The organism is Streptomyces sp. NPDC091377 (assembly GCF_044757045.1).
GTDB lineage: Bacteria > Actinomycetota > Actinomycetes > Streptomycetales > Streptomycetaceae > Streptomyces.
Genome location: NZ_JBIVUE010000005.1, coordinates 1 through 19,618, shown reverse-complemented (window position 1 = coordinate 19,618; position 19,618 = coordinate 1). Strand labels below are relative to the sequence as shown.

16 protein-coding genes are annotated in these 19,618 nt (G+C 71.8%); 4 read left to right on the top strand and 12 right to left on the bottom strand.

Annotated elements, in window-relative coordinates:
* Positions 1 to 11: 11 nt before the first annotated feature.
* From ACIQNG_RS12590 to ACIQNG_RS12580, 3 genes are all read right to left on the bottom strand, one after another.
* Positions 12 to 1,250, bottom strand: a complete 1,239-nt coding sequence (locus ACIQNG_RS12590) for a DUF4032 domain-containing protein (RefSeq protein ID WP_401435497.1) — start codon at positions 1,248 to 1,250, stop codon at positions 12 to 14.
* A 9-nt stretch (positions 1,251 to 1,259) separates the two neighbouring features.
* Positions 1,260 to 2,006, bottom strand: coding sequence for an MBL fold metallo-hydrolase (locus tag ACIQNG_RS12585; protein WP_401435499.1), 747 nt, complete (start codon positions 2,004 to 2,006; stop codon positions 1,260 to 1,262).
* A 90-nt stretch (positions 2,007 to 2,096) separates the two neighbouring features.
* Positions 2,097 to 2,723 (bottom strand): alpha-ketoglutarate-dependent dioxygenase AlkB, encoded by a 627-nt coding sequence (locus ACIQNG_RS12580; RefSeq protein ID WP_401435502.1) that lies wholly within the window; start codon positions 2,721 to 2,723, stop codon positions 2,097 to 2,099.
* A gap of 200 nt (positions 2,724 to 2,923) precedes the next feature.
* On the opposite strand from ACIQNG_RS12580, the gene ACIQNG_RS12575 reads away from it, so the two are divergent.
* Together ACIQNG_RS12575 and ACIQNG_RS12570 are read left to right on the top strand one after the other, a co-directional pair.
* Entirely contained in the window at positions 2,924 to 3,658 is a 735-nt protein-coding gene (locus tag ACIQNG_RS12575; protein WP_401484489.1) for a TetR/AcrR family transcriptional regulator, read from the top strand.
* Positions 3,659 to 3,683: 25 nt separating this feature from the next.
* Positions 3,684 to 5,357, top strand: a complete 1,674-nt coding sequence (locus ACIQNG_RS12570; RefSeq protein WP_401484487.1) for an FAD-binding dehydrogenase — start codon at positions 3,684 to 3,686, stop codon at positions 5,355 to 5,357.
* 83 nt (positions 5,358 to 5,440) lie between these two features.
* Here the strand turns inward: ACIQNG_RS12570 and ACIQNG_RS12565 are convergent, their stop codons facing one another.
* Positions 5,441 to 5,698 carry a WhiB family transcriptional regulator gene (locus tag ACIQNG_RS12565; protein ID WP_401435509.1) on the bottom strand — a complete coding sequence of 86 codons (258 nt, stop codon included), beginning with the start codon at positions 5,696 to 5,698 and terminating at the stop codon, positions 5,441 to 5,443.
* Positions 5,699 to 5,810: 112 nt separating this feature from the next.
* A complete protein-coding gene (locus ACIQNG_RS12560; RefSeq protein ID WP_401485079.1) occupies positions 5,811 to 6,710 on the bottom strand; it encodes a LysR family transcriptional regulator ArgP in 900 nt (299 codons plus the stop codon).
* Positions 6,711 to 6,827: 117 nt separating this feature from the next.
* Between ACIQNG_RS12560 and ACIQNG_RS12555 the strand changes: the two genes are divergently transcribed.
* Together ACIQNG_RS12555 and ACIQNG_RS12550 are read left to right on the top strand one after the other, a co-directional pair.
* Positions 6,828 to 7,445: a LysE/ArgO family amino acid transporter gene (locus ACIQNG_RS12555; RefSeq protein WP_401484485.1), complete on the top strand. Its 618-nt coding sequence runs from the start codon at positions 6,828 to 6,830 to the stop codon at positions 7,443 to 7,445.
* Positions 7,446 to 7,555: 110 nt separating this feature from the next.
* Positions 7,556 to 8,857 (top strand): MFS transporter, encoded by a 1,302-nt coding sequence (locus ACIQNG_RS12550; RefSeq protein ID WP_401484483.1) that lies wholly within the window; start codon positions 7,556 to 7,558, stop codon positions 8,855 to 8,857.
* 42 nt (positions 8,858 to 8,899) lie between these two features.
* Here ACIQNG_RS12550 and ACIQNG_RS12545 read toward each other — a convergent pair whose 3' ends face one another.
* The 7 genes from ACIQNG_RS12545 to ACIQNG_RS12515 all read right to left on the bottom strand — a co-directional run.
* Positions 8,900 to 9,358, bottom strand: coding sequence for a cyclic nucleotide-binding domain-containing protein (locus tag ACIQNG_RS12545; protein ID WP_401435516.1), 459 nt, complete (start codon positions 9,356 to 9,358; stop codon positions 8,900 to 8,902).
* A gap of 302 nt (positions 9,359 to 9,660) precedes the next feature.
* Positions 9,661 to 11,031 (bottom strand): NAD(P)/FAD-dependent oxidoreductase, encoded by a 1,371-nt coding sequence (locus tag ACIQNG_RS12540; RefSeq protein WP_401435519.1) that lies wholly within the window; start codon positions 11,029 to 11,031, stop codon positions 9,661 to 9,663.
* A gap of 295 nt (positions 11,032 to 11,326) precedes the next feature.
* Positions 11,327 to 13,231, bottom strand: a complete 1,905-nt coding sequence (locus ACIQNG_RS12535) for an AMP-dependent synthetase/ligase (protein ID WP_401485077.1) — start codon at positions 13,229 to 13,231, stop codon at positions 11,327 to 11,329.
* 139 nt (positions 13,232 to 13,370) lie between these two features.
* Complete coding sequence (glgB, locus tag ACIQNG_RS12530; protein ID WP_401484481.1) at positions 13,371 to 15,614, bottom strand: 1,4-alpha-glucan branching enzyme; 2,244 nt, start codon at positions 15,612 to 15,614, stop codon at positions 13,371 to 13,373.
* A gap of 5 nt (positions 15,615 to 15,619) precedes the next feature.
* Positions 15,620 to 17,002, bottom strand: coding sequence for a maltokinase (locus tag ACIQNG_RS12525; protein ID WP_401484479.1), 1,383 nt, complete (start codon positions 17,000 to 17,002; stop codon positions 15,620 to 15,622).
* A gap of 28 nt (positions 17,003 to 17,030) precedes the next feature.
* Positions 17,031 to 18,749 carry a maltose alpha-D-glucosyltransferase gene (gene treS / locus ACIQNG_RS12520; RefSeq protein WP_401484477.1) on the bottom strand — a complete coding sequence of 573 codons (1,719 nt, stop codon included), beginning with the start codon at positions 18,747 to 18,749 and terminating at the stop codon, positions 17,031 to 17,033.
* Between the two features lie 8 nt (positions 18,750 to 18,757).
* Positions 18,758 to 19,618: DUF3459 domain-containing protein (locus tag ACIQNG_RS12515; RefSeq protein ID WP_401484475.1), on the bottom strand; the 861-nt coding region annotated here is incomplete at its 5' end.

Below are 19,618 nucleotides of genomic sequence, written 5' to 3'. Positions count from 1 at the left end.
TGCCGGGCGGCTCAGTCCACGTCGCAGGGCAGGCCCGGCGTCTCCCTGGCCCTCGGCAGGATGTGCGCCATGTAGTCCTTGACGACCACGTCCAGGCCGATGTCGTGCTGGGCGCGTTCGGACAGGTACCAGCGGTGTTCCAGGAGCTGGTGGTAGATCTCCGCCGCGTCCATCGTGCCGCGCACCTCCAGCGGGACCGCGCGGACGGTGGGGCGGAACACATCGCGGACCCAGCGGTGGGCCAGCACCTCGGGGCGCGCGGCCAGGGGGTCGCCCGGGGCGTAGTCGTCCTGGGTGGCCATCCACGCCTCCAGGTCGTTGAGCAGCCGCCGCGCCTGGTTCTCCTCGGTGTCCAGGCCGGTCAGCCGCAGCAGTTGGCGCTGATGGTGCCCGGCGTCCACGACCTTCGGCACGAAGGTGACGGTGTCGCCGTTGGCGGAGTGCTCGATCTGCATCTCCGCGACGTCGAAGCCCAGGTCGTTGAGGCGGCGTATGCGGCGCTCCATGTAGTGGTACTTGCCCGCCGGATAGACGGAGACCCGGGTCAGCTCCTGCCACAGGGCGTGGTAGCGCGCGCAGATCTCCGTGCCGAACGCGATCGGGTCGACCGAGGGGTGCAGCGCCCCGGACGCCTCCAGGTCGAGCAGCTCACCGCTGATGTTGACGCGCGCGAGGTCGAGGTCGTACTCCCGCTGCCCGGTGCTCAGCCTCGGGTGCAGCTCACCGGTCTCCGCGTCCACCAGATACGCGGCGTACGCGCCCGCGTCCCGGCGGAAGAGGGTGTTGGACAGCGAGCAGTCGCCCCACGCGAACCCGGCCAGGTGCAGCCGCACCAGCAGCACCGCGAGGGCGTCCATCAGCCGGTGCATGGTCGCGGGGCGCATCGTCGTCTCGAACATCGACCGGTACGGCAGCGAGCCGCCGAGGTGCCGGGTGATGAGCACCGGCTCCAGCGGCTCCCCGGCGCCGTCGGCGCGTCCGGTGACCACCGCGAGGGCGTCCACCGCCGGGATGGAGAGCCGGTCCAGATCGCGCAGCAGTTCGTACTCCCGCAGCGCGGGCCGCTCGGCCAGCTCCTTGACGGCGATGACCTCGTCGCCCGCGCGGGCGTAGCGCACGACGTGCCGGGAGATACCGCGGGGGAGGGGTACCAGGTACTCCTCCGGCCAGTTCTCCAGCGGCAGGTGCCAGGGGAGCGCGAGCAGGAGCGCGGGGTGCTCCGGGTTGGTGGCACTGATCTGCAAAGCCATGGCCAGACCTTAAGACGCCCGCTCGCGTGCGTGTCGGGCCGTTTCGGGGATCGGACCGCGCAGGACCGGTCCGTGACCGGGCAGCAGCACCTCAGCGTCCAGTTCCTCGATGCGCTCCAGCGAGGCGAGGGCCGTCGCGGCCTGGTGGTGGAACATGCCCGGCAGCAGTTGCGGACCGGTCAGCCGGGACGTGGGGTGCGCGCTGACCAGCGCGTCCCCGGAGATCACCACACCGGTCCCCGGGACGTGGAACGCGCAGTGCCCCAGGGTGTGCCCCGGTGTCGGCACCGGCACCGGCCGGCCCGGCAGATCGAGCGGACCGCAGAGCGGCAGAGACTGCGGCCCCGCGACCGGGATGTGCGCCTTGCCGCCGGAGCGCAGGGCCCGTATGGACCAGGGCACCACCCCGGGCCGCCACGCGTTGCGCAGGACGTCCCTGATCCCGATCTGGTGGAGATGCTCCCGCCGCGCGTGCGGCACCTCCGCCGCGTGGCACAGGATCCGCGTCCCGAACCGCTCGCGCAAGAACTCGGCCGAGCCCAGATGGTCGTTGTGGGCATGGGTGATCAGCACCGCGGCGACCGCCGACGGCGCCCCGCCCACCTGGGCGAGCGAGTCGAGCAGCAGCGCCCGGTCGCCGGGATAGCCGGTGTCGATCAGCGTCAGGGCGTCCCCCTCGGCGAGGATCACCCAGTTCGTGTCCGAGCCGTGCACCAGAAAGGTGCCGTCCGCTACCTGCCGCACATCCGCCCGCATGACCGTCCCGAGGTGTTTGGTGCCTGCCGTGGAGCGACCAGCAAAGCAGATCGCTGGAGCGGGGCACGAGGCCGGGACGGGGGTCGGGGGCTACCGCACGCCCTGCGGCCGGAACTGCACGCTGACGCGGGGTCCCGCGGCCCGTGCCGACTTCGGGACGCAGTGCTCCCAGGTCCGCTGGCAGGACCCGCCCATGACGATCAGGTCCCCGTGGCCCAGCGCCCTGCGGACCGTCGCACCGCCCCGCAGCGGACGCAGCAGCAGATCGCGCGGGGCGCCCACCGAGAGGATCGCCACCATCGTGTCCTGCCGCGCGCCCCGGCCGATCCGGTCGCCGTGCCAGGCCACACTGTCCCGCCCGTCGCGGTAGTAGCACAGCCCGGCCGTGGTGAACGGCTCGCCCAGCTCACCGGCGTAGTGCGCGGACAGCGCCTCCCGGGCCTCGGTCAGCGCGGGGTGCGGCAGCGCCTCGCCCCGCCGGTAGAAGGCGAGCAGCCGCGGTACGTCCACGACCTGGTCGTACATCGCGCGCCGCTCGGCCCGCCACGGCACCTCGCGCGCCAGTTGTTCGAACAGGGCGTCCGAGCCCTGGAGCCAGCCTGGGAGTACGTCGATCCAGGCGCCGGAGCCGAGCACGGTCCGCCGGATCCCGTCGAGCGGGCCCGGCCGGACCCGGTCGGTCTGGTCGAAGAGGGAGCCCTGGAGGTGCGCGGTCATACCGGCAGCGTACTCCCTAATCGAAAATGTGTTCCATTGGTACGTGCTCCTGGTGCGTGCTTCTGGTGCGTGCTTCTGGTACGTGCTTCTGGTACGTGCTCCTGGTGTGTGCTCATGGCCTGCGCTCTTTCCTCGTCCGCACCCCTTCGGATACACCGCTGTATCCGATACATTCGCGTATCGAACGGAGGCGGGAGGGCATGGCGACGGACGACGGCGCGACGGCGGCGGACCACGGCAGTGCGGCGGCGGAACACGCCAGCGCCGCGGTGGATCACGGCGGTACGGACGCGGTGGCGCCCAAGCGGGTCACCAGACGCCGGGTCCGCACGCGCGCGAACCTGCTCGACGCCGCCTTCTCCGTCTTCGCCGCGAAGGGGTTCGGCCGGGTCTCGATCGAGGAGGTCTGCGAGCGGGCCGGATACAGCCGGGGCGCCTTCTACTCGAACTTCGCCAGCCTCGACGAACTGTTCTTCGCCCTCTACCAGGAGCGGGCCGAGCTGATCGCCGGGCAGGTCGCCGGGGCCCTCGCCCAGGACGGGCCCGCGCTGGACGTACCGGCCGCGGTCGACCGGGTCACCGAGGTGCTGCTGCTCGACCACGACTGGCTCCTGGTCAAGACGGACTTCCTGGTGCACGCGGCCCGGGACCCGGCCGTCGCCGCGACCCTGCTGGAGCACCGGGCCCGGCTGCGCGGAGCCGTCGCCGACCGGCTGCGGCGCGCACAGGGCCACACCGCACTGCCCGCCGTGCTCGGCGGGGTCGAGGGCGCCGCCCGCGCGGTCGTCGCCGCCTACGACGGCGTCACCGTGCAACTCCTGCTGGACAAGGACGTGGAGCGCGCCCGCGGCCGGCTCAAGCAGTTGCTCACCGCCCTGCTGACCGACGGCGGCGTTCCGGCGCCTCCCGACCGCCCCGTCGGCCGGCCCACCTGAGGGATCTGAGGAAGGGAACGCCGCCATGGACGCGGACGTCATCGTCGTCGGAGCCGGCCTCGCGGGCCTGGTCGCCGCGCATGAACTCACCCACCGGGGCCGCCGGGTCGCCCTGGTCGAACAGGAGAACGCCGCCAACCTCGGCGGCCAGGCGTACTGGTCCTTCGGCGGCCTGTTCCTGGTCGACTCGCCCGAGCAGCGCCGGCTGAAGATCAAGGACTCGCTCGAACTGGCCTGGAACGACTGGCGGGGCAGTGCCCGCTTCGACCGGCAGGACGACGAGGACTCCTGGGCGCTGCGCTGGGCCCGCGCCTACGTCGAGTTCGCCGCCGGCGAGAAGCGGTCCTGGCTCGACGGACACGGCATCAAACTGCTGCCCACGGTCGGCTGGGCCGAGCGCGGCGATCTGCGCGCCGACGGACACGGCAACTCCGTACCCCGGTTCCACATCGCCTGGGGCACCGGCACCGGTGTGGTCGAACCCTTCGTGCAGCACGCCCGGCAGGCCGCCCGCGACGGACTGCTCACCTTCCACCACCGCCATCGCGTCGACGCGCTGGTCGTCGAAGGCGGCCATGCGCGCGGGGTGCGCGGCGCGGTGCTCGCCGAGGACGACGCACCGCGCGGGGTCGCCTCCGGCCGGGAGGAGATCGGCGGGTTCGAACTCACCGCCCAGGCCGTGATCGTGACCTCCGGCGGCATCGGCGCGGACCACGACATCGTCCGCCGCCACTGGCCCGAGCGGCTCGGCACCCCGCCCGCCCGGATGGTCACCGGGGTCCCCGCCTACGTGGACGGGCGGATGCTCGACATCAGCGCCGAGGCGGGCGTACGGCTGGTCAACCGTGACCGGATGTGGCACTACACCGAGGGCGTGCGGAACTGGGACCCCGTCTGGCCCGGACACGGCATCCGCATCCTGCCGGGGCCGTCCTCGATGTGGTTCGACGCGCTGGGCCGCAGACTGCCCGACCCCTGTCTGCCCGGCTACGACACCCTCGGCACCCTCAAGCATCTGCGCACCACCGAGGACCTGGCGGGCCACGACCACTCCTGGTTCGTCCTCACCCGGAAGATCATCGAGAAGGAGTTCGCGCTCTCCGGCTCCGAGCAGAACCCGGACATCACCGCCAAGGACCGCAAGGCCGTGCTGCGCGACCGGCTGCTCGGCAAGGGCGCCCCGGGCCCCGTCCAGGCATTCCTGCGCGAGGGCGCCGACTTCGTCACCGCGCCCACCCTCGACCACCTCGTGGACCGGATGAACGGGCTCACCGACCAGCCCCTCCTCGACGCGGCCACCCTGCGCCGCCAGATCGAGGCCCGCGATCTGCAACTGGCCAACCCGTACAGCAAGGACGCCCAGGTGCAGGGCATCCGCAACGCCCGCCGCTACATCGGCGACCGCCTCGGCCGGGTCGCCACCCCGCACCGGCTGCTTGACCCGGACGCCGGCCCGCTCGTCGGCGTCAAGCTGCACATCCTCACCCGCAAGACACTCGGCGGCATCCAGACCGACCTGGACTCCCGCGCCCTCGGCACCGACGGCAAGCCCATCGAGGGGCTGTACGCGGCGGGCGAGGTGGCCGGGTTCGGCGGCGGCGGGGTGCACGGCTACAACGCGCTGGAGGGCACCTTCCTCGGCGGCTGCCTCTTCTCCGGCCGCGCGGCGGGACGGGCGGCGGCGCACCAGACGGGCTGAGCATCGGTTATAGGTGATTTTCTGACCGTTTGGCGGGATCTGTCGGTCAAGGGCCGGCACGGGGGAGCGGTACCTCCCGGTGGTCACCGTGCGGGCTGTCGTTCCCGGTCCCGTTGCTCGGCCCGCCGCTGCCGGCGTTCCGTCTCGCTGGCGCCGCCCCACACCCCGGCGCCCTCGCCCTCCTCCAGGGCGTACCGCAGACATGGCTGCCGCACCGGACAGGCCCGGCAGACCGCCTTCGCCCGCTCCGTCTGGAGCAGGGCCGGGCCGTCGCTGCCGACGGGGAAGAAGAGTTCGGGGTCGTGGTGGCGGCACGCGGCGCGCTCTCGCCAGTTCGTCATCGCTGTCACCCTGTGTCCTGCGTCGAGTCGTCCCTGCCCTCTCGGATGGCCTTACTCGCACTCGGGTCACCGGCCGAGGCGCGATGAAACAGGAAAGCGCGCCCAAAAGCGTTCAGCGGCGCAGGGATTCGGCCGCCGTCGCCGTCACCGCGTCCGCCACGGCGGCCAGCGCGGGGGAGTCCAGCCGCCACTGCTGCCAGTACAGCGGCACGTCCACGGTCCGGCCGGGCGCGAGATCCACGAGCAGGCCCGACCGCAGCAGGGGCACGCACTGCGCCTCGGGCACCAGCCCCCAGCCGAGCCCGGCGGCGACGCACGCGCAGAAGCCCTCCGAGCTCGGCACATAGTGGCGTGACGCGCTCGCACCGCCCGCCCCGTCGCCGAGCCGGCGCACGAAGTCGTCCTGGAACTCGTCACGGCGGTCGAAGGCCACGACCGGCGCCACGCCCAGCGCGTCACGCAACGACCGCCCCCGCAGATGCCGTGCGACGAAGTCGGGCGTCGCCACCGGCACGTACCGCATCCGGCCCAGCGGCCGTACCGAGCAGCCGGGCACCGGATCGGGCGAGGAGGTCACCGCCGCCATGACCTGGCCCTCGCGCAGCAGGGCCGCCGTGTGGTCCTCGCCCTCGCGGTGCAGTTCGAAACCGAGGGCCGGCGCGCGCGGCAGCCGGGTGAGGGCGCCCAGGAACCAGGTCGCCAGGGAGTCCGCGTTCACCGCGACGGACACCCGCGTCGGCTCCCCACCGTGGGTGAGCCCGAGTTCGGCGAACGCGTCGCGCTCCAGCCGGGCCACCTGCCGGGCCAGCCGGACGAGCACCTCACCGGACTCCGTGGGCCGCACCGGCTTGGTCCGCATCAGCAGCACCCGGCCCGTGCGCTGCTCCAGGGCCTTCACCCGCTGGCTCACCGCCGACGGCGTCACATGCAGCGCCGCCGCCGCCGCGTCGAACGTCCCCTCGTCCACCACAGCCAGCAGCGTCCGCACCTGGTCCAGCGGCAGATCCGGCATCCCGGCGGCCCGGCCGCCGCCCGCACCGCCACCCGTGTCCTCCATCTTCATCAGTGCTAAGGATACGTAAGAACCTTTAGCTGTACACGCGGTGATCGTGCTCCTAGCGTCCCAGGCATGTCCCCCGCACTGACCGCCGTGGCAGCCGGATTCGGCACCGGCCTCTCGCTCATCGTCGCCATCGGCGCCCAGAACGCCTTCGTCCTGCGCCAGGGCGTCCGACGCGAGGCGGTGCTCGCGGTGGTCGGCATCTGCGCGCTGTCGGACGCCCTGCTGATCGGGCTGGGGGTCGCCGGGGTCGGCGCGGTCGTGGTGGCCTGGCCGGGCGCGCTGACCGCGGTCGGCTGGATCGGCGGCGCCTTCCTCCTCGGCTACGGCGTCCTCGCCGCCCGCCGGGCGATCCGCCCCGCCGGGCAGGGGCTGCGCGCCGACGGTGAGCGGGCGGGTTCACGCCGCCGCGCGATCCTCACCTGTCTCGCCCTGACCTGGCTCAACCCGCATGTCTACCTCGACACCGTCTTCCTCCTCGGCACCGTCGCCGCCGACCGCGGCGACCTGCGGTACGTCTTCGGGACCGGCGCGGTGCTCGCGAGCCTGTGCTGGTTCACGGCGCTGGGCTTCGGCGCCCGCCTGCTGGGCCGCTGGCTGGCCGGGCCGACCGCCTGGCGGATCCTGGACGCCCTGGTCGCCGTGATGATGCTCACCCTCGGCGTGCTGCTGATCGCCGGGGCGTGACCCGGGCGGGACAGCCCGGCGGGCCGGGGCATGACCCGGGCGGGCCACCCCCGCCTGCTGCCATAGTGACCCCTGGTCTTCGAAAGATGTAACGAGCAACCAGGACGCCCGTGGACACCAGCGACAGCAGCACCGAGGAACCGCCCGCCGACCGGAAGGCGCCCGGCACCCGCCCGGAGCGCCCCCGGCGCCGCTGGGCGATGGACACCCGCCCGCTGCGCCGCCCCGCCTACCGCAGGCTGTGGACCTCCACCATCGTCACGGCGGTCGGCAGCCAGCTCACCGCCGTCGCCGTGCCCAAGCAGATCTACGACCTCACCGGCTCCTCGGCGTGGGTCGGCTACGCCAGCTTCGCCGGGCTGCTGCCCATGGTGGTGTTCGCGCTGTGGGGCGGGGCCGTCGCCGACACGGTGGACCGCCGCACGCTGCTCCTGGTCACCAACACCGGGATCGCCGTCACCTCCCTGCTGTTCTGGCTCCAGGCGCTCGTCGCGCTGGACTCCGTCCCCGTCCTGATCGTTCTGCTCGCCACCCAGCAGGCGTTCTTCGGCCTGAACGCGCCCGCCCGCAACGCCTCGATCGCCCGGCTGGTCCCCGAGGAGGAACTGGCGGCGGCCAACGCCCTCGGCTCGACCGTCATGCAGACCGGACTGGTCGCCGGACCCCTGCTGGCGGGCGCCCTGATACCGGTGATCGGGCTGGCCGAGCTGTATCTCATCGACGCGATCGCCCTGTGCGTCACGGTCTGGGCGGTGGCCCGGCTGCCCGCCCTGCCGCCGCTGACCGAGGCGGCGCGGAAACGGGCGGGCCTGCGGGAGATCGCCGAGGGGTTCCGCTACATCGCCCGGCACAAGGTGCTGCTGCTGTCCTTTCTCGCCGATGTGATCGCCATGGTCCTCGGCATGCCCCGCGCCCTGTTCCCACAGCTCGCCGCCGAGACCTACGGCTCCTACGGCGAGGAATTCGCGCTCGGTCTGCTGTTCGCGGCGATCCCCGTCGGGGCGGTGGCGGGCGGTCTGCTCTCGGGCGTGTACTCCCGGGCCCGGCGGCACGGCTGGATGGTGATCGGCGCGGTGGTGGTCTGGGGCCTGGCCGTCACCGGTTCCGGGCTGAGCACCAGTCTGTGGCTCGCCGTGGGCTTCCTGGTCGTCGCCGGGGTCGCCGACATGGTGTCGATGGTCTTCAGGGGCGCGATCCTGCTCAGCGCGGCGACCGACGAGATGCGCGGCCGGATGCAGGGCGTGTTCACCGTCGTCGTCGCGGGCGGCCCCCGGCTCGCCGACGTCCTGCACGGCACGGCCGGCTCCGCCTTCGGCCCCCGCGCGGCGGTGGCGGGCGGCGGCCTCCTGGTCGTGGCCGCGATGCTGGCCCTGGCGGCGGCGGTCCCGGCCCTGCGCCGCTACCGCGTCTGATCCCGCCCGGCCCCGCGGGTCGCCGACCTCCAGGGACCCGCCTCAGAACGCCCCGCCCCGCCGGTGGGTCGTGTAGGACTCCATCAGGCGGCCCCGGGTCAGTTCCAGCCGGTGGGCGAGGATCTCGGCGACGACCCGGATCAGGGCCATACCGAGCGCGGTGTCCTGCTCGCACAGCGCGAGCACCGGACGCGCCTCGAACTCGTAGGCCCGCACCTGGCTGAACGCCTCCGCGCCGAAGTCCCACCGGTACGGCGGGAAGAGCCAGGACCAGCCGAGCAGATCGCCGGAGCCCAGACCGGCCACCGTCACCCGCTGCTGGGCGGTGACCTGCTGGTCCAGCGAGACGGCCCCTGAGCGGATCACCCAGAACCGGTCCGCCACACCACCCGCCTCGAAGATCCTGGTGTCCTCCGGGAAGGACACCTCCTGCCCCAGCTCCATGAGCCGGGCGCGCTGGGCCTGCGGGAGGGCGGTCAGCAGTTTCGTCGCACTGGTCATGGCGCGGGGCTCCTCGCCGACGATCGGATCCAATGGTTCCGGTGCTTTCCCTATGCCCCTATTTTCAGCTTTTCAGCCATTCGGCCGCTCCGGGCCCGACGGATCTGCCCACGCGCGCACCTCGTGCCGTGCCGTTCCGGCCCTGGGCATGAAAAAGCCCTGGCTGGACGGGGGAAGCCAGCCAGGGCCGTGAGCGGTGGTGCGCGGGGGACGGCTACGGTCGACCCCGTGACCACGTATGGATGAACGATAAACCATCTGCGGGGGCTTCACCTCATCGGCCCCGCTTCAGGTGATCGGTCTCACTCCGCCCGGTCTGTCTGACCTTGCTCCACCCGCTCGCGCACCTGCTCCGCCGTGAGGTAAGCGTGCGTGTATTCAAAGTCGCTGAGCTTGGCCGGCTTGCGGGACTGGAACCCGGTGCGCACGAAATCGTCCCCGGCGACCGCGTTGAGCACCCAGTTGGTCAGCACCCGCGTCTTGGCCACATTGGTGCGCAGCGCCGACCAGTGGTATCCGCGCGCCACCGCCTGGGCGGGCACCCCGCGCAGCTCGACCCCGAGCGGCTTGGACACCGCGTCCTTGCCACCGAGGTCGACCACGAGCCCCAGGTCCCGATGCTCGTACGGCCTCATCGGCCGGCCCCGGAGCGTCGCGATCACATTGTCGGCGGCGACCCGGCCCTGCCGCATCGCGTGCTGTGCGGTCGGCGGACAGACCGCGCTCTCCTCGTCCTTGGCCAGATCGGGCACCGCGGCGGCGTCACCGAGCGCGAACACCCCGTCGTACCCCGGCAGGTCCAGTTCGGCGTTCACCGCGAGCCGTCCCCGCACGGTCTCCGCGTCCAGGGTGGCGATCAGCGGGCTGGCGACCACCCCCGCGGTCCAGATGAGGGTACGGGTCGGGACCACCCGGCCGTCGGTGAAGGTGACCTCCTCCTCGCCCGCCTTGGCGATCGACACCCCCAGCGAGATCTCGATGCCCCGGCGGCGCAGGATCTCCTGGGCGCTGCGGCCCAGCTTGTCGCCCAGTTCCGGCATCAGTGTCGGCGCGATGTCGATCAGATGCCACTTGATCAGCCCGGGGTCGAGCCGCGGGTAGCGCTTGACCGCGCTGTGCGTCAGCCGCTGCAGACAGGCCGCCGTCTCCGTGCCCGCGTATCCGCCGCCCACGACCACGAACTGGAGCCGCGACGCCCGCTCCGCCGGGTCCTGACTGGCGTCCGCGAGATCGAGCTGGGAGATCACATGGTCCCGGATGTACGCGGCCTCGGCGAGGGTCTTCATGCCGAAGGCGTGGTCGACCAGGCCGGGGATGTCGAAGGTGCGGGTGATGCTGCCGGGGGCCAGCACGATGTAGTCGTACGGCTCGTTCACGATCCGGTCGTTGATCGTGCGGACCACACACACCTTGGAGCGCAGGTCCACCCCGATGGCCCCGCCGGGCATGATCCGGGTGCGGTACTTCTTGCTGCGCCGCAGGGACACGGCGATCGACTGCGGCGTGAGCACGCCGGAGGCGACCTGGGGGAGCAGCGGCAGATAGAGCTGGTAGGAGAACGGGGTCACCAGGGTGATGTCGGCCTCGTCCGGACCGAGTACGCGCTCCAACCGGCGTACGCAGCCCACACCGGCGAAGCCGGCGCCGACGACCAGGATCCTGGGTCGTGTCACGGTGTCCTTCCCTTCCGCGGGTTCAGGGGAGTCCGCCTCAACGACCAGGATGCACGTCTCCGGGCCGATGCGCGCCGGACGCACGGCAAGTGGGGGCGGTGCGCGGACTCTTGACGGTCCTCTTGGTCCGGTCCCGCGGACCCCGTCAGGCGTTCACCCCTAGGGTTACTGTTCACTGACGTGAACATCGGCTGTTGTGCGGGGCCGCCTGTCACGGCCGGGCCGGCGCGCGAGCCCCCCGGCTCACCTGCTCGACCACCTCCCCCGGCTCACCTGCTTCGACCGCCCTCCCGGCTCACCGGAACACGTTGTCGTCGTCGTCCCAGCCGAAAGGAGCCTCGGACACCGGCAGCCGCGCAGGACGCGACCGGGCGTCGTACATCGCCTCGATCTCGGCGGCGTAGTGTCCCACGATCGCGTCCCTGCGCAGCTTCATCGACGGCGTCAGCAACCCGTTCTCCACGGCGAACGGCCGCGGCAGCACCCGGAACACCCGGATCGACTCCGCCCGCGACACCGCGTTGTTGGCGGCGGCCACCGCCCGGCCCACCTCCTCGCGCAGCGCGTCCTCCTCACGGGCCTCATGGCCGGGCGCACGGCCCTGCCGGAACAGCGCCGAACGCCAATGGGCCAGGAACTCCTGGTCCAGGGTGATCAGAACCCCCACACAGGGCCGGTTGTCACCGACCAGCACCGCCTGATGGATCAACGGATGCACCCGCAACCGGTGCTCCAGCGCCGCCGGGGAGACACTCGTACCGCCGCTGGTGATGATGACGTCCTTCTTGCGGCCGGTGATCGTCAGATATCCGTCGGTGTCCAGCCGCCCCAGATCGCCCGTGGCCAGCCAGCCGCCGTGCAGCGCCGCCCGCGTGGCCTGCTCGGCGTTGACGTACCCCTGGAACACCGAGGGACCCCGCACCAGGATCTCCCCGTCGGCGGCGACCGCGATCTCCGTCCCGGGCACGGCCTGCCCGACCGTGCCCGACTTCTCCCGGCCCACCGGCTGCATGGTGATGCCGCCGCTGGTCTCGGTCAGCCCGTAACTGTCGTGCACATAGATGCCGACACCCTCGTAGAACAGGGCGAGATCGCGGTTGAGGGGCGAGCCCCCCGAGGCGCCGCGCAGCAGCCGGCCGCCCAGCGACGCGCGCAGCCGCCGGTACACCGTCCCCTCGTACACGGCGTGCTGGAGCCGCAACTCCAGTCCCGGACCCGATCCACGCCCCAGCCGCTGCCGCTCACCCGCCGCCGCGAAGGCCCGTGCCGTCTCCGCCGCCCGCTCGAACAGCGCGCCCCGCCCGGCCTGCTGGGCCGCGCGCAGACTGTTCTTGTAGATCTTCTCCAGCACGGACGGCACCGCGTACAGATACGTCGGCCCGAAGGAGCGCAGCGCCGACGACACGGCCTCCTGGGCGAGGTCGGGCTCGTGCCCCATCAGCACCCCGCCCCTGACGCACAGACACTGGATCATCAGCCCGTACACATGCGAGAACGGCAGGAACGCCAGGACCCGGGCCTGCTCACCGGGGAGCGCCCCGGTGTGCCCCCAGCCGTCGAGCAGGGTGTCGCAGAGGTGCGCCAGCCCCCGGTGGGTGAGCGCGCAGCCGAGCGGGCGCCCGGTCGTGCCCGAGGTGTAGGTGATGACGGCGGTGGAGTCCGGGTGCACGATCCGGCGCAGCGAGTCGACCGCCGTCGGCGGCATCAGCGCGCCGCGCTCCACGATCTGCCCGATCGCCCCGGCGTCCAACTGCCAGACATGACGCAGCGTCGGCAGCGCCGCGCACACCGAGCCGACCGTCATCACCCCGTGCTCGTCCTCCACCACCACACCCGTGCACACGGCGTCCCGCAGGATCCACTCGATCTGGTCGCGCGAGGACGACGGATGGATCGGCACGACCTCCGCGCCCACCGCCCACAGGGCGTAGCAGAAGACCGTCCACTCGTACCGGGTGCGGGACATCACGGCCACCCGCCGCCCCGGCGAGATGCCGCAGGCGACCAGTCCCCGGGCCAGATCCAGCACCTCGTCCCGGAACTGTGCGGCGGTCACCTTCTCCCACTCCGGCGCGGGCCGGTCGGGACGGCGGGCGAGGACCGGCCGGGCGGGATCCTCGACGGCCTTCTCGAAGACGCTGTCGGCGAGGCCGGCGGTCAGCGCCGGGCCTGCCGACGGAGCGAGGGCCCTCTCGTGCATGCGCTGCTCCTGGTGCGTACGGGGGGTGACGGCGCCGATCAGCTCGGTCATCACCGATGGTCGGAATCTAGGGCCTGTCGTCGCGTGAGAGGAAGAGCCAGATCCACACTGCCCCGCGTTCCGCTCGGTAACCCCCGGTTCAGCTCGGGCGCAGCCACACCGTGGCCAGCGGGGGCAGCGTCAGGGCGACACTCGCCGGACGGCCGTGACATGGCGTGGACTCGGCCTTGACCACCGCCCGCGGAGCCACCCCGCCGCCGCCGTACCGCGAGGCGTCCGTGTTGAGGGCCTCCTCCCAGGCGGGGACCGAGTCCGGCACCCCGATCCGGTAGTCGTGCCGCACCACGGGCGAGAAGTTGGTGACCGACATCAGCGGGGTGCCGTCGGCGGCGCGGCGCAGGAACGCGAAGACGTTGTCGTCCGCCGCGTCCCCGACCAGCCACTCGAAGCCGGCCGGGTCGGTGTCCCGCTCCCACAGCGCGGGCGTGGCCGCGTACACCGTGTTCAGATCGCGGACGAGGTCCCGTACGCCCCGGTGGTCGGCTTCCGCCCCGTACGCCGGGTCCAGCAGCCACCAGTCCGGGCCGTGCGCCTCCGACCACTCCGCGCCCTGGGCGAACTCCTGCCCCATGAAGAGGAGTTGTTTACCCGGGTGTGCCCACATGAAGGCCAGGTACGCGCGGTGGTTGGCGCGCTGCTGCCACCAGTCGCCGGGCATCTTCGACACCAGGGCCCGCTTGCCGTGCACGACCTCGTCGTGGGAGATGGGCAGGACGTAGTTCTCGCTGTACGCGTACACCATCGAGAACGTCATCTCGTGGTGGTGGAACGTGCGGTGCACCGGCTCATGGGCCATGTACTGCAACGAGTCGTGCATCCAGCCCATGTTCCACTTCAGCCCGAACCCCAGGCCGCCGCCGTCCGTCGGCCGGGTCACCCCGTCCCAGGCCGTCGACTCCTCGGCGATGGTCACGACCCCCGGCACCCGGCGGTACACGGTCGCGTTCATCTCCCGGAGGAACTCCGCCGCGTCCAGGTCCTCCCGGCCCCCGAACACATTCGGCGTCCACTGACCCGAGTCCCGCGAGTAGTCGAGGTAGAGCATCGAGGCCACCGCGTCCACCCGCAGCCCGTCGATGTGGAACTCCTCGCACCAGTACACCGCGTTGGCGACCAGGAAGTTCCGCACCTCCACCCGCCCGTAGTCGAAGACCAGCGTCCCCCAGTCCGGGTGCTCGGCCCGCCGCGCGTCCCCCGGCTCGTACAGCGGCTCCCCGTCGAACCGGGCCAGCGCCCAGTCGTCCTTCGGGAAGTGCGCGGGCACCCAGTCCATGATCACGCCGATGCCCGCGCGGTGCAGGGAGTCGACCAGGAACTTGAAGTCGTCGGGGGTGCCGAGCCGGGCCGTCGGCGCGTAGAACCCGGTCACCTGGTAGCCCCAGGACCCGCCGAACGGATGCTCCGTCACCGGCATCAGCTCCACATGCGTGAAGCCCAGGTCCTTCACGTACGCGGGGAGTTCCACCGCGAGCTGACGGTAGGTGAGCCCGGGCCGCCACGACGCCAGGTGGACCTCGTACACCGAGAACGGCGCCTCGTGCACCGGCAGAGCGTCACGGTGGGACAGCCACCGCTCGTCCCCCCACGCGTAGTGCGAGGCGTGCACGATGGACGCCGTCTCCGGCGGGGTCTGCGTCCGCCGCGCCATCGGATCCGCCTTCAGGAACCGGTGCCCGGAACGCGCGGTGATCTCGAACTTGTAGCAGGCGCCGTCACCGATGCCCGGCAGGAACAGTTCCCAGACCCCGGCCGCGCCGAGCGAGCGCATCGGGAAGGCCGTCCCGTCCCAGCACGTGAAGTCCCCGGCGACCCGCACCCCCTGGGCGTTCGGCGCCCACACCGTGAAGCGGGTGCCGGACACCCCCTGATGGATCATCGGCTCGGCGCCCAGCGCCTTCCACACCTGCTCGTGCCGCCCCTCACGGATCAGATGCAGATCGAACGCGCCGAGCGCCGGCAGGAAGGAGTACGGGTCGTGCGTCTCCTGCTCACCACCGTCGTACGACACCACCAGCGTGTACGCCGGGATCTCCGCGAGCGGCAGCACGCCGGAGAAGAGCCCGTCGCCCTCCGACACCAGCGGGAACCGCTGCGCGCCGATCCGCACACTCACGGCACGGGCGAACGGGCGCAGCGACCGGAACACCACCCCACCGGGCACCGGATGCGCGCCGAGCAGCGCGTGCGGGTCGTGATGGGCGCCGGACAGCAGCCGCCCCCGGTCGTGGTCCGGGAGCGGCGGCGCCTCACGGACCGCGGTCCCCGGTGCGGGGGCCTTCGTCGGTCCGGACGGCTCGGGCAGGGAGGTGTCGCGCAGTGCCACGGCTGTCAGTCTCCTCTCACGGCGAGTCGCTCGATGGCCGCCATCGGCACGGCCAGCCAGTCCGGCCGGTGGCGGGCCTCGTACAGCACCTCGTAAACGGCACGGTCGGTCTCGTAGGCACGCAGCAGCGCGTGCTTCTTGCGCGGGTCCCAGCCCGCCCCGGCGGCATAGCCCGCGCAGAACGCCTCACGGCAGCGACGGGCCCACTCCGGGCGCCACGGCCGGCGCTGGCGGGCCGCGTAGTCGAACGAACGCAGCATGCCCGCGATGTCCCGGACGGGCGAGTGCGGGCTGCGCCGCTCGGCCAGCGGACGCGACGGCTCGCCCTCGAAGTCGATGACGAACCACTCCCGGCCCGCCCGCAGCACCTGCCCCAGGTGCAGATCCCCGTGGATCCGCTGCGCGGCCGGACCGGCGTCACAGCTGACCAGCGTGCTGAACGCCGACCGCAGCCCGGGGACGTAGGGCCGCAGCGCGGGCACACTGTGCGCGGCGGCGTCCAGCCGCTCGGCCATCGCCGCCGCGGTACGACCGCTCTCCCCGGGTTCGCCCGCCGGGAGGGCCGCCGCCAGCGCCGTGTGCACCTCGGCCATCGCCCGGCCCAGCTCACGGGCCTGGGCGGCGAAGTCCTGTCCGGTCGCCAGCGCGTCGAGGGCCAGCGTCCAGCCGTCGGACGCGTTGCGCAGGAACGGCTGGAGGACACCCAGCGTGGCGCCCTGCGGCTGGGTGGTGCGCAACCACGCGGCCGGCGCCGGAACCCGGTGGCAGCCCTGCCGGGCCAGCGCCGCGGTCACCTCCAGATCGGGGTTGACACCCGGCTGGATCCGCCGGAAGACCTTGAGGATGAATTCGTCCCCGTACACCAGTGAGGTGTTGGACTGCTCGGCCTCCATCAGCCGCGGCGGCAGCGCGGGCGGGATCCGCACCGCCGGGTCGGCCTCGAACCGCAGCGGTCCGGCCGCGCCCGGATGCCGCAGCCGCTCCAGGAGCAGTTGGGCCGAGCGCGGGTCCTGGAGGGCGTCGTACACGACGAGACCCGCCAGCGGGCCCGTCTGGGTGCGGCCGATGAGCGCCTTGCCCAGCCTCGGTGACAGATGTTCCTGCACGCCGAGGAGCAACTGGTAGCAGTCGCCGGGCGGCGGGGTGCCGCCGGGCGCGGGCACCCCCGCGTGTCCGGCGTGACCGCCCGCGTGCCCCGCGTGCACCAGCAGATGCAGACAGCCCGGGAACAGCTCGGTCATCGACAGCAGCCGCAGGTCCGTCACGGGCCGGTCCTTCCCCGCGAACCAGCGCTGCCGCGGCAGCCAGCCGCGCAGCAGCCCGTCGAGGGAGGCCATGGGCCCGGCGAGCCCGCTGAGGCTCGGGTGGGGAAAAGCGGTCTTCGGCATGGTCACGCGTCCTTTCGCCGGCGCATGCTCACAGTCGACGGCCGATGCGGGATGCCACTCGGGTGAGCCGGAACCAGTAGAAGCCGTGACCCCCCAGGGTCAGCAGATAGGGCAGCTCACCGATGGCCGGGAAACGCACTCCGCCGAAGAGTTCGACCGGATGGCGTCCGGCGAACTCCCGCAGATCCAGTTCGGTGGGCTGGGCGAACCGCGAGAAGTTGCCGACACACAGCACCAGGTCGTCCTCGTGCTCCCGCAGGAAGGCGAGCACGGCGGGGTTCGAGGATTGCAGTTCGGTGTAGGTGCCGAGGCCGAAGGCGGGGTTCTGCTTGCGGATCTCGATCATGCGGCGGGTCCAGTGGAGCAGTGAGGCGGGGGAGGACATGGATGCCTCGACGTTGGTGACCTGGTAGCCGTAGACCGGGTCCATGATGGTGGGGAGGTAGAGCCGCCCCGGGTCACTGGGCGAGAAGCCGGCGTTGCGGTCGGGGGTCCACTGCATGGGGGTGCGTACGGCGTCCCGGTCGCCGAGCCAGATGTTGTCGCCCATGCCGATCTCGTCGCCGTAGTAGAGGATCGGCGAGCCGGGCAGGGAGAGCAGCAGCGCGGTGAACAGCTCGATCTGGTTGCGGTCGTTGTCCAGGAGCGGGGCCAGCCGCCGGCGGATGCCGATGTTGGCGCGCATGCGCGGGTCCTTGGCGTACTCCGCGTACATGTAGTCGCGCTCCTCGTCGGTGACCATCTCCAGGGTCAGCTCGTCGTGGTTGCGCAGGAAGATCCCCCACTGGCAGTGGGAGGGGATGGCGGGGGTCTTCGCCAGGACCTCGGAGACGGGGTAGCGGGACTCGCGGCGCACGGCCATGAAGATGCGCGGCATGACGGGGAAGTGGAACGCCATGTGGCACTCGTCGCCGCCGGAGGCGTAGTCGCCGAAGTAGTCGACCACGTCCTCGGGCCACTGGTTGGCCTCGGCCAGCAGCACCGTGTCCGGGTACATCGCGTCGATCTCGCGGCGGACCCGCTTGAGGAACGCGTGCGAGGCGGGGAGGTTCTCGCAGTTGGTGCCCTCCTGCGCGTACAGATAGGGCACGGCGTCCAGGCGGAAGCCGTCGATCCCGAGATCCAGCCAGAACCTCAGCGCCGCCAGGATCTCCTCCTGCACGGCCGGGTTCTCGTAGTTGAGGTCCGGTTGGTGGGAGAAGAAGCGGTGGAAGAAGTACTGCTTGCGGACGGGGTCGAAGGTCCAGTTGGAGGCTTCGGTGTCGACGAAGATGATGCGGGCGTCCTGGTACTGCTTGTCGTCGTCGGCCCACATGTAGTAGTCGCCGTAGGGGCCGTCGGGGTCCTTGCGGGACTCCTGGAACCACGGGTGCTGGTCGCTGGTGTGGTTCATGACGAAGTCGATGATGACGCGCATGCCGCGCTGGTGGGCGGCGTCCACGAACTCCACGAAGTCGGCGAGGTCGCCGAACTCGGGCAGGACAGAGGTGTAGTCGGAGACGTCGTAGCCGCCGTCGCGCAGCGGCGACTGGAAGAAGGGCGGCAGCCAGAGGCAGTCGACGCCGAGCCATTGGAGGTAGTCGAGTCTGGCGGTGAGGCCCTTGAGGTCGCCGATGCCGTCGCCGTTGCTGTCCTGGAAGGAGCGGACGAGGACTTCGTAGAAGACCGCGCGTTTGAACCACTCCGGGTCCCGGTCCTTGGCGGGCGTGTCCTCGAACGTGTCCGGGACGGGCTCATTGACGGTCATGGGGCTGGTCACCCTCCGATCTGCGATGCTGCGGACGCTGCTTCGGCATGGCACACCCGCAGCACATGGGCCGGGGTCCGGCCGGGCTCCAGGCGCACGAAGTTGGTGCTGCCCCACTGATAGGTCTCGCCGGACAGCTCATCGTGCACGGTCAGGGCCGCGTTCGGGGCGAGGCCGAGGCGCGGCATGTCGAGCGAGACGGTGGCTTCCTGGGTGTGGTGGGGGTCGAGATTGACGACGACGAGCACCCGGTCGGCGCCGTCGCGCTTGCTGTACGCGATGACGGCGTCGTTGTCGGTCGGGTGGAAGCGGAGGTTGCGCAGCCGCTGGAGCGCGGGGTGGGCCCTGCGGATGGTGTTGAGGCGGGTGATGAGGGGGGTGAGGGTGCGGCCCTCGCGTTCGGCGGCCTCCCAGTCACGGGGCCGCAACTGGTACTTCTCCGAGTCCAGGTACTCCTCGCTGCCCGGCCGCAGCGCGGTGTTCTCACACAGCTCGTACCCCGAGTAGATCCCCCAGGTGGGCGACAGCGTCGCCGCCAGCACCGCCCGCACCTCGAACGCCGGCCGGCCCCCGTCCTGGAGATACGCGTGCAGGATGTCCGGCGTGTTCACGAAGAGGTTCGGCCGCATCGACGCCGCCGACTCACCCGACAGCTCCGTCAGATACTCCGTCAGCTCCCGCTTGTCATTACGCCACGTGAAGTACGTGTACGACTGCTGGAACCCCACCTGCGCCAGCGTCCGCATCATCGCCGGACGGGTGAACGCCTCCGCCAGGAAGATCACATCCGGATCCGCGGCATTGACCTCACCGATCACCCGCTCCCAGAACACCACCGGCTTGGTGTGCGGATTGTCCACCCGGAAGAT

Bases quoted from the DNA above. Each gene is read 5' to 3' on its own strand.
- ACIQNG_RS12590 (WP_401435497.1), bottom strand. From the start codon at position 1,250: ATGGCTTTGCAGATCAGTGCCACCAACCCGGAGCACCCCGCGCTCCTG.
- ACIQNG_RS12585 (WP_401435499.1), bottom strand. From the start codon at position 2,006: ATGCGGGCGGATGTGCGGCAGGTAGCGGACGGCACCTTTCTGGTGCAC.
- ACIQNG_RS12580 (WP_401435502.1), bottom strand. From the start codon at position 2,723: ATGACCGCGCACCTCCAGGGCTCCCTCTTCGACCAGACCGACCGGGTC.
- ACIQNG_RS12575 (WP_401484489.1), top strand. From the start codon at position 2,924: ATGGCGACGGACGACGGCGCGACGGCGGCGGACCACGGCAGTGCGGCG.
- ACIQNG_RS12570 (WP_401484487.1), top strand. From the start codon at position 3,684: ATGGACGCGGACGTCATCGTCGTCGGAGCCGGCCTCGCGGGCCTGGTC.
- ACIQNG_RS12565 (WP_401435509.1), bottom strand. From the start codon at position 5,698: ATGACGAACTGGCGAGAGCGCGCCGCGTGCCGCCACCACGACCCCGAA.
- ACIQNG_RS12560 (WP_401485079.1), bottom strand. From the start codon at position 6,710: ATGCCGGATCTGCCGCTGGACCAGGTGCGGACGCTGCTGGCTGTGGTG.
- ACIQNG_RS12555 (WP_401484485.1), top strand. From the start codon at position 6,828: ATGTCCCCCGCACTGACCGCCGTGGCAGCCGGATTCGGCACCGGCCTC.
- ACIQNG_RS12545 (WP_401435516.1), bottom strand. From the start codon at position 9,358: ATGACCAGTGCGACGAAACTGCTGACCGCCCTCCCGCAGGCCCAGCGC.
- ACIQNG_RS12535 (WP_401485077.1), bottom strand. From the start codon at position 13,231: ATGCACGAGAGGGCCCTCGCTCCGTCGGCAGGCCCGGCGCTGACCGCC.
- ACIQNG_RS12525 (WP_401484479.1), bottom strand. From the start codon at position 17,002: ATGCCGAAGACCGCTTTTCCCCACCCGAGCCTCAGCGGGCTCGCCGGG.
- treS (WP_401484477.1), bottom strand. From the start codon at position 18,749: ATGACCGTCAATGAGCCCGTCCCGGACACGTTCGAGGACACGCCCGCC.